This window comes from Pseudoalteromonas sp. CST2 (genome assembly GCF_028599385.1).
GTDB lineage: Bacteria > Pseudomonadota > Gammaproteobacteria > Enterobacterales > Alteromonadaceae > Pseudoalteromonas > Pseudoalteromonas atlantica.
This window is the reverse complement of sequence record NZ_JAQREO010000009.1, coordinates 138,363-152,908: the sequence shown is the minus strand read 5'-3', so window position 1 is coordinate 152,908 and position 14,546 is coordinate 138,363. Positions and strand designations below refer to the sequence as shown.

13 protein-coding genes are annotated in these 14,546 nt (G+C 41.2%); 4 read left to right on the top strand and 9 right to left on the bottom strand.

Annotated features, from left to right (window positions below; all coding sequences use genetic code 11):
- Positions 1–145 precede the first annotated feature (145 nt).
- Complete coding sequence (locus tag PSH41_RS13170; protein ID WP_273589231.1) at positions 146–1,027, top strand: NAD-dependent epimerase/dehydratase family protein; 882 nt, start codon at positions 146–148, stop codon at positions 1,025–1,027.
- A 384-nt stretch (positions 1,028–1,411) separates the two neighbouring features.
- Here the strand turns inward: PSH41_RS13170 and PSH41_RS13165 are convergent, their stop codons facing one another.
- From PSH41_RS13165 to PSH41_RS13150, 4 genes are all read right to left on the bottom strand, one after another.
- Positions 1,412–2,503, bottom strand: coding sequence for an OprO/OprP family phosphate-selective porin (locus PSH41_RS13165; RefSeq protein WP_273589230.1), 1,092 nt, complete (start codon positions 2,501–2,503; stop codon positions 1,412–1,414).
- 1 nt (position 2,504) lies between these two features.
- A complete protein-coding gene (locus PSH41_RS13160) occupies positions 2,505–3,092 on the bottom strand; it encodes a DUF4956 domain-containing protein (protein ID WP_273589229.1) in 588 nt (195 codons plus the stop codon).
- A 1-nt stretch (position 3,093) separates the two neighbouring features.
- Complete coding sequence (locus PSH41_RS13155) at positions 3,094–4,011, bottom strand: polyphosphate polymerase domain-containing protein (RefSeq protein ID WP_273589228.1); 918 nt, start codon at positions 4,009–4,011, stop codon at positions 3,094–3,096.
- 77 nt (positions 4,012–4,088) lie between these two features.
- Positions 4,089–6,644, bottom strand: a complete 2,556-nt coding sequence (locus tag PSH41_RS13150) for a CotH kinase family protein (RefSeq protein WP_273589227.1) — start codon at positions 6,642–6,644, stop codon at positions 4,089–4,091.
- A gap of 128 nt (positions 6,645–6,772) precedes the next feature.
- Between PSH41_RS13150 and PSH41_RS13145 the strand changes: the two genes are divergently transcribed.
- Both PSH41_RS13145 and PSH41_RS13140 read left to right on the top strand, forming a co-directional pair.
- Positions 6,773–7,231 (top strand): TlpA family protein disulfide reductase, encoded by a 459-nt coding sequence (locus PSH41_RS13145; RefSeq protein ID WP_064385920.1) that lies wholly within the window; start codon positions 6,773–6,775, stop codon positions 7,229–7,231.
- Between the two features lie 137 nt (positions 7,232–7,368).
- Positions 7,369–7,713, top strand: a complete 345-nt coding sequence (locus PSH41_RS13140; protein WP_126009495.1) for a hypothetical protein — start codon at positions 7,369–7,371, stop codon at positions 7,711–7,713.
- Between the two features lie 93 nt (positions 7,714–7,806).
- Here PSH41_RS13140 and PSH41_RS13135 read toward each other — a convergent pair whose 3' ends face one another.
- The gene (locus tag PSH41_RS13135; RefSeq protein WP_273589226.1) at positions 7,807–8,700 is read right to left on the bottom strand and encodes a LysR family transcriptional regulator; all 894 of its coding nucleotides are present in this window, start codon (positions 8,698–8,700) and stop codon (positions 7,807–7,809) included.
- Between the two features lie 137 nt (positions 8,701–8,837).
- Here PSH41_RS13135 and PSH41_RS13130 point away from each other — a divergent pair, with 137 nt between their 5' ends.
- Positions 8,838–9,914 carry a YeiH family protein gene (locus PSH41_RS13130; RefSeq protein WP_273589225.1) on the top strand — a complete coding sequence of 359 codons (1,077 nt, stop codon included), beginning with the start codon at positions 8,838–8,840 and terminating at the stop codon, positions 9,912–9,914.
- A gap of 26 nt (positions 9,915–9,940) precedes the next feature.
- Here the strand turns inward: PSH41_RS13130 and PSH41_RS13125 are convergent, their stop codons facing one another.
- The 4 genes from PSH41_RS13125 to PSH41_RS13110 all read right to left on the bottom strand — a co-directional run bounded on the left by PSH41_RS13125 (position 9,941) and on the right by PSH41_RS13110 (position 14,343).
- Positions 9,941–11,248, bottom strand: a complete 1,308-nt coding sequence (locus tag PSH41_RS13125) for a DASH family cryptochrome (protein ID WP_273589224.1) — start codon at positions 11,246–11,248, stop codon at positions 9,941–9,943.
- Positions 11,249–11,363: 115 nt separating this feature from the next.
- Entirely contained in the window at positions 11,364–11,702 is a 339-nt protein-coding gene (locus PSH41_RS13120; protein ID WP_054981643.1) for a hypothetical protein, read from the bottom strand.
- Positions 11,703–11,857: 155 nt separating this feature from the next.
- On the bottom strand, positions 11,858–12,565 hold the full coding sequence (locus PSH41_RS13115) for a winged helix-turn-helix domain-containing protein (RefSeq protein ID WP_138576656.1): 708 nt from the start codon (positions 12,563–12,565) through the stop codon (positions 11,858–11,860).
- 50 nt (positions 12,566–12,615) lie between these two features.
- Complete coding sequence (locus PSH41_RS13110) at positions 12,616–14,343, bottom strand: DUF885 domain-containing protein (RefSeq protein ID WP_273589223.1); 1,728 nt, start codon at positions 14,341–14,343, stop codon at positions 12,616–12,618.
- Positions 14,344–14,546 lie beyond the last annotated feature (203 nt).

Genomic DNA, 14,546 nt, shown 5'->3' with positions numbered 1-14,546 from the left:
AACAAGCAAATTAACACGACGCTCAGCGCTAAGCCAGTGTGTGCCTGGCTCGCAAGCTCGCAGTTTGGCACACACAGTCAGCGCGCTGTGCGCGCATTATTTGGGCGTTAGCTGCTTTGAGGTCAATCATTAGTAAGGTGTCATAGTGAGAATTTTAGTAACAGGCTCTGCCGGTAGAGTCGGGCGTGCAATCTATATTAAATTAATGCGCACCCATGACGTGGTCGGCATTGATAAAACGCCTTGCTCAACAGCCGATTACATTGGTGATATTCTTGATAGTGATCTGATTGATCGGGCTCTTAAAAATGTTGATGCCATAATTCATACAGCGGCTCTTCACGCTCCACATGTTGGTTTAGTACCTGATTCAGAGTTTCAGTCCATCAACGTAGACGCGACCGAGAAACTCGCTCTGGCTGGATTAAAAGCAGGTATTAAGCACTTTATTTTTACCAGCACTACTGCATTGTACGGCTATGCTTCAACACCTAAAGGTATTGCAGGTTGGATAAATGAAGACGTCACACCTCAACCCAAGTCGATTTATCATAAAAGTAAAATTGCGGCTGAAGCTAAGCTAGAAGAAATTTCAAAGTTGTTTCAGCTTCCAGTTACTGTGCTGCAAATGTCGAGATGTTTTCCTGAACCTGCGGATTTAATGGCAGTATTTCGCCTTACTCGTGGCATAGATGCTCGTGATGTAGCAAACGCTCATTTATGTTCTGTGGAAAAACGCTTAAGTGGTTTTAATCGTTTTATAATCTCAGGCGCTACACCTTTTCAACTTTCTGATTGTGAAGCTCTATATACTGATGCTGCATCTGTCATCGAGCGTCAATGTCCTGACATCGCGCTAGCATTTAAACAAAGAGATTGGCAACTACCTCAAAGCTTAGATCGCGTATATGATTCATCATCTGCATGTGACAAATTAGGGTGGTCACCTATACATGGTTTTAAAAGCGTTTTGGAAATGTTAGATACTGAAATACCTGAAGTATTGCCAATTTTGAAACGCAGCTAACAAAGCAATTAAGAGTGATTCGGCATGGGCAGCGTTTTTACTATGCATTGCTTTTAACATTAGGCAAAGCGAGTTCGCCCTCAGTACACTCTTTTTTAAAAGTTTCATACTTTGTGCCTAAACTCGTTTGCAAGTTTAGTTTTTCGATAGCTGCCTGTATTAGCCCTTGTCCATCTTTTGTTCACTAAATGCTGGTGTTCATTTTTATTGAACGATATTAATTAGTGAACAGGTAAACTTAAATCCCTTACTGTAATTAGTGGAATAAGTACAAGCCTGATAAGTAACCTTTAGAGAGTTTATAACAGCTCTATTAAAATAAGCCCCTGTATTAAACGTAACGTTTAACACAGGTTTAGGCTAACCTACTAAACACCAAACGCATTAAAACGAATACTGCAGCCTTAATGAGATTGCATTGCCCGATGTGACAGTACCGCCTGCTTCAAAGTAGTCGGCTTTAATGTAGTCGGCCATAAATTTTATGTTTTTGTTTACGGTGTAGTTAACGCCGAGGGCGTAGGTTTTTGCGTCTTGGTTTTCTTGCTTGAGCTTAAGTAGGCTGTAGCGGCCTGTAATTTCCCAGCCTGGCTCTGAGCTTGCGCCTAGTTTTGCGTTTTTATACTTACGGTATCCGCCCGATAGCTGATAACCAAATTGCAAATAGCCGCCTTCGTAATCGTTGGTTGTATTTTCAATACTGGTTACTTGTGCTTGTTGCCACTCGGCCATCATGGTAAATCTATCTTTAAGCCATAGTAGCTCTGCGCCTTGTTGCGAGAGGCTATCTGCATTAATTTTATCGCCTTCTATTAATGAGTCGGCGGTATAAACTTCAAGAGGTTCATTTACTCTAAATTCGTTACCGTCGTACTGCCTCTCACTAAAGGCGACGCCCATGTGTAAAAGGTTGGTGTTTTGCTGCCATGGCACCCAAGTTACGCGCCCTGTAATAGCCGACGTTGCTTCGTCTTCATCGGGCTCGTAATAACCTAGCTGCCAATTTACTGAGGCTATGTCCCCGGAAAGGCTAATACCAAAACTACGCCCTGGCGAAAACGCTTCGCTTATCATGCTGCGCTCAAGCATTAGCAATTTACGCGAGCTAGTTAGTTTTTCTAGGCCAAAACCTTCTTTTTGTTGGCCTATGGTTAAATCAACATATTTCCAGCCAGAGTATTCTAGGTAGGCGTCTTTTATTTCGGTTTCGCCATCGGCAAAGCCAAGCTGAAATTTACTTTTCCAATCTTTACTTATATCTGATTTAAAACTTAGGCGTGCGCGGCGTATTTCAGAGGTACTTTCTGAGCTGTTGCTGTCGTATTGCCCCTCTAACAATGAGGTATCAAACTTGTTGTAGTCGAGCATGATATAGCCGCTTAGGTTTATATCGTCGTTAATTTTGGCAAAGCTTGCGTTACTAACAAGGCAAAGAGCTGAAAGTGCCGCATAGGTAATCGTTTGTTTAGAGGTCATGTTAGGCTGCCTTTGTTTGTTTTTCGGCTAAGTAACTTACTTTTAGTTGCGCTACGTCTCTTAAAAAGTCGATGTGTTCTATATCTACGGCAACGACGTTTAGGCCTGTGCGCTGTTTTAAATCATCGATTAGTGTGGCTTGGTTTTGTGGGGTTATGTTTTCTATGCGCTCGTAGCAAACGCTTTGTACTTCGTAGCGTTTTACAAATACGCTTGAGTCAATCAAAAAGGCAATTAAGCAAATAATACCGTTAAGAATACCTAGCTCTATTAAGCTCATTCGCCCTACAGAGGTCAGTAAAGCAATGGCAGTAACAAGGAATAAGTAGGTCATTTCTTTAATAGAAATAGACTCAGTGCGGTACCTTAGCATGGTGAATACAGCAAATAGGCCGAATGCAAATTCCATCGACATATCAACGCCGTGCAGCAAAAAGGTAATAATAAAAACGCCTACGCCAAATAAAATAAACGAGCCTGCTACCACTGCATTTTTACTTACGCGAAAATAACAGCCATAGCAAAGTACAGCCAGCGATAGGATGTTTACTAAAAAGCGGGAAAGAAAAATAAGATCTAATTTGGTCATTTTAATTATTCTCTAAAGGTAAAAGCGGGTTAGTGCGGTTAAGGTGTTTTAAACGGGCTAAAACAGGTTTAAAGCGGTTTACTTTTAAGCGCTCGGGGTAGAGCAAAGCACAGCCAATACAGTATTTACTAAACGAGGCTGGGAATATGTGGTGTTTGCTCATAAGTTTATAAAATGGCGAGCGTTTTGTTTTTTTACTTTGTTTAAGCTCGGCAATAAAAAAGCCCGGTAAGGTTATTTTGTTATCGCCTTTTGGGGTGTTGTACCACAGGTTAAAATCAAGCGTTAAACGCTCGGCTTTTTCTTCGTTGGCTAGGGCTATGCGGTTATAGCCGCTTTGCTGGGTTACATTTAAATGTGCAAAGCTGTTTTTCATTTGCTCTTTAATAAACGCCGTGCTGTTAGCTTGCTCGTTGTTAGTTTGCGCGAGCTTTATACGTGTTTTTACGGTGCGGCTTTGGTTGTTTTTTAGTTTTACTTCTAGGTATTCGGTGGCTGTATCAACGTAGCGCCTTTGGCGTACTTTGTAGCGATTAAGCTTACCGTTATGATGGGCTTTATATAAATCAAGTTCGGGTGTATCAAAGTACTGATTATAGTAAGAGAATAAACGCTTGCCTTGTATATCAAGTACCCGGTACTGGCCTTGTATATGAGTAAGTAGCTCAGGTAAAAACGATAGTGGCAGCATAAACTTACTGTCTACACGGTTCATTAAATTAGCGTTATTAAGATCGTTTAATCCGTAACCTTCAAATGGGGCGAGCAACTCGTTAATTAAGCTTGTTAATGAGCCTCGCGCATCTGGCTTTTCAGGCTGAGCCTGCTTATTTTTAGTGTTTATTGCAGTAATTGCTACTGGTGAGATTGAAGTATCCTTTTCAAAAAGTTCATCCTTAAAACGTGCTTGAATTGTCATAATTTTCTCAGATTATTAAATTGCAAAGTTATAGAGTGCAGTGCCAGCGTGCTGACACCGCATGAAGGATGGGTTGTTTATCTAGAGCAAAATCCGCTGCCATCACCCGCTGAGGGCAATGTGCCATCAAGCTGCGCGGCCATATTTGCTACGCGGTACTCCATAAACGAGGTTAAGCCGTAAAACTGCCCCGTGGTAGAGGTTAGGTTTTGCTCAAAGTAGGTTGAGCCATAAAAGCTAGTTGGGTCGTTTTGTACGTGCTCACGAATTAAATCGGCTATTTCATTTACGCGTGCGTTAAATGTGTCGCTTGAAAGTGAGCCATTAATAAGCTGTGTTAAGTAACTGTGGTACGTATCGAGGTGGCTTTGCTCGGCAAATACATTAGCAATTAATGGGCGCTCGCTTGATGCGCCGCTTACAGGCTCATCAATGTAGAGCTCTCTTACATCTACGCTATTACAATCCATGTTAAAGGTGCCGAATGACTCGTTAAAATCCCACGGCAAAATGCTAAATACGCCATCGTCATCGTAAATATAATAGTTATGTGCAAGTGGGCCGTGGTAGCTATCTAAATTAGACAGTGAAGTACTTACCGACATATAACGCAGCAGCGTGTCTATATCTATGGCGCTGGTTTCGCCTTTATCGAGCGATTCTACAAAGTTAATAAAGGCGCCGTTATCGGTGGTGTCTTCGTTGGTTTGCAGGTTTATATCGGTGTAACTTTGTATGTCGTCACCTAGCCATAATAAATCGCTGCCTGTGCCATCTGGCTTGTATAAATCGCCGTTACTGTTGGCAAAGTGTTTTTCAACAAATTCGCCATCTACGGCTTCTACCATTAAATACAAACCAAATAGTTCGCCGTTTACATAAAAGTTAACGTAAGCATGCTCAGGCGTTGGCACGCCCATTTCATCCATTAGCTCGTAGGCGATTACTTCACGCATGTACGACGGGTCGTTAAACGAGTTTTGTAGTGTGAATTTTTTTAGCCCAAAAAACTTTTGCCCCGACACATATTCGTTAATATCAACCTTAAAGCTGTAACGGTCGCTGCTAGAGTTGGCAACGCTGCTTAAGCTTGAGCCGCCTTTTGTGCGAATAGCCACGCTATCGAGTGTTACCCCGTTAAAGGTAATAGCGGTTTCGTGGTACTGCTCATCAAGTGGGTTATCTAGAATGTCTTGCCAGTTTTCGTCGGTAATTGTAATAGAAAGCGTATTAACGGCCGTAGGTGTAAAGGCGGTTGCAACTGTATTTTCACTACTTGGGGTAGGTGTTAAAAACGCATGAGTAAAGCCTGTACTGCTACTTAGGCCGTAACTAAAGCCTGTGGCTACATCACTTTCATCCCAGTCAATGTAGTCAATTACTTCATTGTTGAGTATTAAGCTTAGCTCGTCTTCTTTGCCTAGTTTAAACGGGACGTAGTAAGTGCCTGGGTCTTCATCGGTGGCATAAATAGTTATGTATTCACCCGCGTATAAATCTATGTCGGGCAGGGTAACGGGGTCTATGTCGTCGCTTTCATCAATAACGTGGTAGTTGGCTAAGTTAATTGTATTTTCGCTGTTGTTGTATAGCTCAAACCAGTCGTTGCCATCGTCTGCGGCGCTTGCCACTATTTCGTTAATAGCGAGTGGCCCGTGGGTTGCTTGGCTGTTTGAGCTAAGCTCTGTTGGAGTGAGTACCGCAGTTGCATCGCTGCCATCTGGGTAGCGGCCATAGCTGTAACCACTCAGCGCTTGGCCTTTATTCCACGATAACTGCTCTATAATTACATTGTTACTGTAAAGGCTGACGGTATCGCTTGCGCCTAATTTAAACGCTACGCTTGGCAGGTCGCCTAAATCATCGGTGCTTGCGTAAATGCGGTAAAACTCACCAGGCGATAACGTAATATCAGGTAGAGCAAATTGCTCGTTATTGTCATCACTTAGTGTGTAGTCGGCTAAATAAACATCGCTATTGCTTGTTACATAAAGCTCTATCCAGTCCTCGCCGCCGCTGCTGTCTTTTGCTACTACTTCGTTTATACGCAGTGGGGCATCTTCAGCAATTAGCGTTGTAACAAGTGTAGAGGTATCGGCTGTTTGGTTAGCTGCGCCCTCTGTTGGCGTTAGTGTTTGCGCGGTGCCGGTGCCATCGGTATATAAGCCGTAACTAAAGCCTTCAGCGGCTTCGCCTTCTTCCCAATCAAGTACAGACACCGCAGTGCCGTCCTCATATAACGTAACCGCATCGTCGCTCCCTAGTTTAAAGGTGACGTAATAGCCGTTGTCGGGCGGCGTGTCGGTTTCATCAATGGCTTGAATAACAATAAACTCACCTTGCGAAAGTGCTACTGCGGGTAAAGCTTGAGGCTCTCTGTCGGCGTTATCATCAACAAGTGAAAATACCGATAGGTCGGCTATATCTTCAGTGGCGTATAGCTCAATCCAATCGTAGGTGGTATCGCTTGGGCTTGCGACAATTTCGTTAATAACTAAGCCCGTTGAGGTGGTTGTTGATGATGAGTCAGTTTGCTCTGTGCTGCTATCGGTTGTTTGCTCAGTACCGCCACAGCCATATAAAAATGTAGTAGAGGCGATAACTGAATAAAATATAAAAGGTTTTATATTCATGTATGCACGCTTATTATTTTATTAAAGTGGGCAAACTATAAAAATAGAAGGTGCAAACAATGTGTAAACATTCAGTAATATTCAGTATAGTGAGCTTAATTACTCACTTTAAAAGTTACTTTAACCTTATGTTTAAACAATTAATTTTATTGTGCGCGTTAAGCATGCCGCTTGTAAGTAATGCCGCTACTGCGCCATTTTCGGGCGATATTACAACTGATGTACTATTAAGCGATTACGATAAGTTTAATAAGCAGTACAACGCATTTACGCCAACCGAGCAAGATATAGCCTTAATGCAAAAGCTAGAAGGCAAGGCATTAGTTGTATTATTTGGCACTTGGTGTCACGACAGCCAACGCGAAGTACCAAAGCTTATTAAGTTACTTGATGCGTCTAAGGTAAAACTTGCAAGCGTTAAATATGTGGCCGTGGGTTACAACAAGCAAGACGACGCCGGAATAGCACTAGCGCACGGCTTGCAATACACCCCTACGTTTATAGTAAAAGACGAGGGTAAAGAGTTAGTACGCGTAATTGAAAAACCAACGGGCACACTGGCACAAGACTTAACTCAGGGTTTGTGAATTCAGCTTGGGAGTATAAGAGCTTACGGATTTAGCTAATAGATTTATGGGTAGCTTGTGGGCTGTTATGAATGATCTCTTAGTATTTCAATATGAGAGGTCAGGATTTTACCCCTTTGTTTTTTTAAGGAGGAAGTATGTTTTTAAAAAGTGATGTAGAAAAGCTTGAAGAAAACTTTAGGTTAGCTAAGCAGGCATTACCTGATATTGATAGTTCTAGTGGCTACCCTAATTATCCTGAAGTTATTTCTGAATTTATGAATAGTCTATGTTCCCCTCCGTGGTTAAAAATTGATTATGACCCAAAAGAAGTAAAAAATATCATTTCAAATATAGATAATGCTTCCCCTGATAATTTACGTAATGTATTGACAGATGCAAATCGTATTGAACGTTTTGGTTGTGGGCAATGGGCAGTAATTTTAGGCGGAGATTTTTTTCCTTTAGTTATAGCTCGTGCTTATGAGCTCACAAAACCCTAACAAACATAAGCGATAGAGGACAAACTGTCTCACACATCACGAGTTATCAACGCTCGCTTTAACGTTTATGTAAATTTACGACGCGCGTTAAATTCACTCATTTAAAAATTGAGCACTAAATAAACTTTTTTCGAATGCTTGCGCAGCATGCGAAGACGGTCTGTCTTTATAATGCAGTTGGTATAGCGGCCGAGAGAGTTGCTCGTTATTTTTTTGGCTCAGGCGTGTTAATTTACCTAACTGCACTAAATCTTCTGTGACTACGTTTGGCAATAAAGCGACCCCCATACCTTGAGCAACGGCCCTAGCTATGGCTTCGTTGCTGCCTAATTGCATACTTTGCTCTGCTTGTACGCCATGTTGTGCTAATAACTTTACCGACATTTCTAACGTGCCAGAGCCTGGCTCGCGCAGTAGCCAAAACTGCTCGTTTAACCATGCTTTTAAGTCTTTAGTGGGCTTAAAGTTGCTCGGTATAACCACACTCATTAAATCATTTTGCCAGTGCTTACTAATAATGTGCGGCTCGGTAGGTGTGCCTTCAACCAGCGCTAAATCAATGGTGCACTCGAGTAGTGCGTGTTCAATGTGTGCGGTATTTGCCACTTGTACTTCTACTTTTATATGCGGGTACTGCGCACAAAATTTGGCTAAATAAGGCGGTAGCCAATAACTGGTAATGGTGGTGCTGGTGCCTATAACCAGTGTGCCGCGCTTAAGCCCTGTGCGCGATTTAATATCTTCAATGGCGGCTTTTTCGATAGCAAAAATACTGCGGGCGTGATCATACAAAGCTTGCCCACCTTCGCTTAAGGTGAGCTTTTTACCCTTAGATGCACGTTCAATAAGTTGAATGTTTAACTGATGCTCTAGCTCTTTTAGCGCTTTAGAAACAGCGGGCTGGCTTATAAAAAGCGCTTCGGCTGCGCCTGAAAAGCTACCTAATTTAGCCACTGTATAAAACACCCTAAGCGCATGTAAGTTCATTGTATAACCTTAAATTGCATAACTCTAAATTGTATAACTTTAAGTTATCAAATCATGATTTTAATATATTGGAGTTATATTTTGAGCTTTCTTACAATTAAGTCAACACATCAACTTGGTTTAAGTGAGGGAATATTATGCTTAGCGCTATTAAAAATAGTTTTCAGCCTATAGGTATTAATACTAAGCAATACGGCGATACGCGCTGGTGGTTAGGTATGCTGCTGGTGGTTGTGTTAGCGGGGGCATCTGTTGCATTAAGTAAGTTACCTATAATGCAAAGTGCGCAATTTAGCTCCTTAACAATTGGTATTGTGCTTGGCATTATTGTAGGCAACAGCGTGTTTGCGCACATTGCTACGCGTACAGATGTAGGCGTTGATTACGCTAAAAGTATATTACTTAAAGCGGGCGTTATTTTATTTGGGTTTAGAATTACTTTTGCGCAAGTAGCGGGTGTAGGCTGGCATGGCCTATTAACCGATGTGGTAATGCTGCTTGGTACGTTTATATTAGCAGTACAGCTAGGTAAGCGCGTTTTTAAGCTTGATGAACAAACAACCATACTAATAGGTGCGGGTAGCTCTATTTGTGGCGCCGCAGCGGTAATGGCAACTGAGCCAGTTATAAAAGCACAAGCGCATAAAGTATCGGTAGCGGTGGCAACGGTTGTGGTGTTTGGCACGTTAAGTATGTTTGCCTACCCAATTATGTTTGAATATATGGGTGTGAGTGAGCATGCGTACGGTATTTTTGTTGGTTCAACTATTCATGAAGTTGCGCAAGTGGTAGCAGCAGGGACTGCGGTAAGTGCCAATGCGGCTGACACCGCCGTGATAGAAAAAATGCTACGCGTAATGATGCTTGCGCCATTTTTAGTAGGCTTATCGTTTTGGCAAAGTAAAAAGCATGCAAACATAAACGCACATGGCGGCGAGCAAAAATCAGGAATTACAATCCCTTGGTTTGCAGTGTTATTTATAGTGGCAAGTGGCGTGCATTCGTTATCGGTTATTCCGCAAGGAACTACAAACGCTATTATATGGTTTGATAATATATTGCTCACCATTGCCATGGTCGCACTTGGGCTGCGTACACATGTTGGCGCTATTCGCCAAGCGGGTATAAAACCACTGTTATTAGCAGGCTGTTTATTTTTGTTTTTAACCATAGCTGGTTTTGCCATTAATGTAGGCATTGCGCAGCTGTTTTAAATATAACCTGGTGGAGGGAGATTGGCTTAAATAGGCCAATCTACTTCGTTTAAGTGATCGAGCTGCTGTGTTTTATTACTGTGCCCGTGCCATTTATTGGTGTAATTACCATTTGGATCAAACTGCGCCGTTTGCTTTTGTATATTAAAGTGGCGGCCGCCACGCGGGTCAACCCCCACACCGGCTATGTACTGCCAGTTTCCCCAGTTTGCTGCTACATCGTAATCAATAAGTTGCTGCTCAAAATAGGCTGCGCCGTATCGCCAATCAAGGCCTAACTCGTTCACTAAACAGCTTGCTGCAATTTGCCGTGCTCGGTTTGAAATGTAACCCGTAGTGTTTAGTTCTTCCATAATGGCATTTACAAGCGGGTAAGGCGTTGTGCCGTTACACCAAGCAGCAAAGCGTGTAGATGTAAAAGTAGTAAGCGGTTTAGTTTGTTTTTGCCCTTTAAAGCTAAACAGGCTGTTACCTGCTTTAAGTGCGTGCCATTTAAAATACTCTCGCCACAGCAGTTCAAATTTAATCCAATAAGTAGACTCGTTTGCCGTATTGCATTGCACGTAATTTTCTACTGCTTTGTAAACTTGTTTTGCACTTATACAGCCAAAGGCAAGCCAAGTACTAAATTTGGTGGTGTTGTTAAAGCCATCAAGCTCGTTGCGAGTCGTTTTATAAGTACTTGGCATTGTGCCTGCAAAGTATTGCTTTAAATGAGCTTGCGCACTGTTAAACCCGCCATGCATTACGCCTTTATTTGTTATACGTTCTATAGGTTTTTTTGCGCATAAAGTTATTGGCTTAGGGAGCAAACCGTTTGGCAAAGTTGTTGATGTAATAGGGCTATTAGCGGCCTCTACCTTTTTACGAAACGGGGTAAAGTGTTTAGGTAATTCGCTTAAATCAAAGGGGAGGTCACTTTGCTTAAAGAGCGTGTCTTGCTGCGACCCTGTAAATTGTGTATTGGGGCAATGTGCTTTGAGTAAGTTTATTTGGCGTTGCTCGTACAGGCCAAATTGTTCGCTGTATACAACTTCATCAATATTTTGCTCATTAATACGCGCTTTTAAAAGCGATACGGGTTCTCCCTCAAGCACATGCAGGGTTTGCCCGCGTTCAATAAGTGCTTGTTGTAGTTCGTACAAGCTTTGCATTAAAAACTGCTGCTTATGTATGCCGTAAGGTTTTTGTTGGTAGTTATTATTTTTAAACCAGTGCGGGTTAATAACAAATACAATATCAAGCGCGCATTGCTGCAACATAAGGTCACTAAAAATTGGGTTATCGGTTAGGCGTAAATCGTTTTGTAGCCAATATAAAATGCGTTTGCTCATACTTATGCTCTGGTTTTTGTAATCATTAAGTTTACGAAGCAAAAGCGGGTAGGGATTGATTTTCACTTGTATTTAATTAAGAAAGGATGAGCAAGTGTGACTTGCTCATCTAGGTTTACTTAAGAGATTGAGTGGCTTGGCGTATATTTTCAGATATATAGGCAATTAAATAAACAAAAACAGTGAGTGGTAAACCAAATATAAATAAGGCAATTTTGTACTTATTAGCAACAGTTGATTTAGGTAATGTAATTGCAAAGCAAACGCTCATGGCTAACCAAAATAAAGCTAAAAGTGGTGATATGTTTGATTGAGGGTTAGATAAATCACACGTGCCAAATGAAATACTGGCAATAGATGCGTTACCTATTTCTATACACTCGTTGCTGTTAATAAGGCTTAATGTAATTACTGTTATGATTAATACTAGTAATAGAGGTAATAAGTGTTTCATATTTTCTTCCTTAACTATTTAATTTTATGGGTCGCTCTATAGCGCCTAGACAAATTAAAACGATTGGCAAAAAATAACGATAACAAAGCCATTAACTAGTTATTATAAAGTTATAACCATGGTATTACCTTGGTTATAACTTTTATAAGTCATTACTATTCAATAGGTTGTGTTTTTACTTTAGCTATAAGCTGATAACCTCGCTTCATTACAGACTTTATATATTTGGGGTTTTTTGTGTCGTTATCGTTAAGGGCTACACGTAGTTTGCTAATAACTCGTCTAACTGCGGTATCGGTTACTATTTGATTCTCCCATACATTGTTGTGTAACTCTTCAAGGCTAACTATTCTTGGCTGTTGTTCTATTAAATAGCTAAGTACCTGCATGCATTTAGGCTCTAATGTGTAGAGGTTATCTTCTTTAATTAAGGACTGCTGCAGACTGTCAAAAGTGTACTCGCCAATTGTTAGCTGATTAACACTCGGCTTTTCAATAACAGGTTCTGCGCAAACATGGTTAGCTTGGGTTTTATTTGCTGCTGGGTTTGAATATTTTTTATAAACGCGAGATACCATCATTCCAGTTAAATTCATTAAAAGCACTAGCGGGCTGAGTGGAAATGCACATAGGAAAAGTAAATACTTAAACCCCACGTGTACATTTGGTTTATTAAGCATTTGCCCAAATAACACATTTAAAAGCATCCATATAATAAAATAAGGCGTAAGGGAAATTGAATCTGTTTGCTCCCCACAAACGCCATATTTTACGCCCTCTATGTAGTTTGATGCTTCTAAACAAAACGCATTAGCTTGGCTGCTAAATAAAATGAATGATATAAAAATAAGTAGGTGTTTCATTAAAAAGTCCGTTTAGAAAGAGGCGGAAAATAATACCGCCTTCATTAATGTTAAATAGCCGATTTTTGTTTTTCTATCCAATCGTTTATAACGTCTTCAAGCACTGCCATAGGCAATGAGCCTTGGCCAATAACAGTGTCGTGAAAGCTGCGTATATCAAATTGAGCGCCGAGTTCTTCTTCGGCTTTTGTGCGCAGTTCGCGTATTTTTATTTCGCCCATTTTGTACGAGAGCGCTTGGCCTGGCCATGAAATATAACGATCTATCTGATCTTCCACTGCGCTTTGTGGTAAAGCGGTGTGACTGGCTAAGTAATCAATTGCTTTTTGGCGGCTCCAACCAAAGGCATGAATACCGGTATCAACAACAAGCCTCACTGCACGCCACATTTCGTAGCCTAAACGACCAAAGTCGCTGTACGGGCTTTGATAAAAACCAGCTTCTTTACCTAAGCGTTCTGTGTATAGTGCCCAACCTTCGCCAAATGCAGAGTGGCTAAGTGTGCGTCTAAATTCGGGTACGTCTAACTCCATAGCAATGGCGTTTTGTAAATGGTGCCCAGGTATGGCTTCGTGCAGACTAAGTGCTTCTAAATTATATAAAGGCTGAAGTTTAGGTGTTGAGGCTAAAAAGTAAGTGCCTGGTGAGCGGTTATCTGGCGGTGGCATATAAAACGCACCACGACTTGCTGAGCCCTTAATAGTAAAGGTGTTACGCGGTAAGTGGCCAAAGTAGGTGGGCAATTTGCCATACATTTTTTGCGTTATAAACGCGGTTTTTTCTAGCAAGTCTTGCGCGTCTTTTGCGTAAAATTGCTCATCGGTTGCTAAAAATTCTAAAAACTCACTATAGGTGCCATCAAAGCCTACTTCATCAATATTATTTTGCATTTGCGCCTTAATACGCGCGACTTCTTTAAGGCCTAGTTGGTGTATTTGTTTAGGTGTGGCGTTTGTTGTGGTGTAGTAATTAACCGTGTACTTGTAGTAATCAAGCCCGCCTTTCACGCTTGCTATGCTCGGCTGCGCTCTACAATGTGGCATATAGTCATTTTCAAAAAAGTCGTAAAAATGCTGATACGCAGGAATTACTTTATCTTTGATTACGGCTTGGGCTTTTTGTTTTAAGTTTGATTTTTGCGCTGTACTAAAGGTATTAGGTATACGCGTAAAGGGCTCGTAAAGGGCGCTGTTTTCGGGGTTTTTAACTATGTGCGCGCTAATGCTTTGGCTGTAATTTTCAAAGGTTTTACAGTAATGGGTAAATCCTGTTTTTATCCCTTCTTTCATTAAATCAATATTTTGCTGATTAAAGCGCGGGTAGTCGGCAAGGCTGATTAAAAATGCGTTGTAATCATCAGCTGTTAAAAAAGCCATATTAGCGGGTGCTTCTGCAAAGTAGGTATGCCAGCCACTTAAAAAATTTACCGGAAAATACTTATCTTGATAAAGGTAGCTTTGCTGCTCGGTTTCTCGCTCATATTTAAATAAGCGGTAGTTCATTAGCTGATCCTTGTTGAGCGTTTTTGGATCAATGTTGGCTAAGCTTTTTAGTACGCTGTTGTTATAAGCTTGGCGCTTTGCAATGGCTTGCTCGCTCCAATTTGGTAATGTGCCATTTGGTTTCCAACCGTCTGGATCGGTCCGAAAAAATATTTTTTCAGCTTTGGCATTTTGCCAGTGGTTATCAATAATGGTTTTTAAATCGCTGTTACTGTCGGCAAGGCTTGGTAGCGAGGTGGCTGCTAAGCAAATAGCTAAAATACGTTTTTTAAACATAGTGATCCGTTATTGGCGAGTTAGTCGCGCTTTTTTATTTTAATTTGTGCTCAATATAGTACCAAGTTAACTTAATCAATGCGCTTACTTTTATAACTTGTATTAATTGGCTTTACTTTTTGATTGAACAAATTTCACCGCTGAAGTGAGTGGCGCACTAGTTTATTGTTTTATCAGCGTTTAGAATGATTAAAACTTATTAT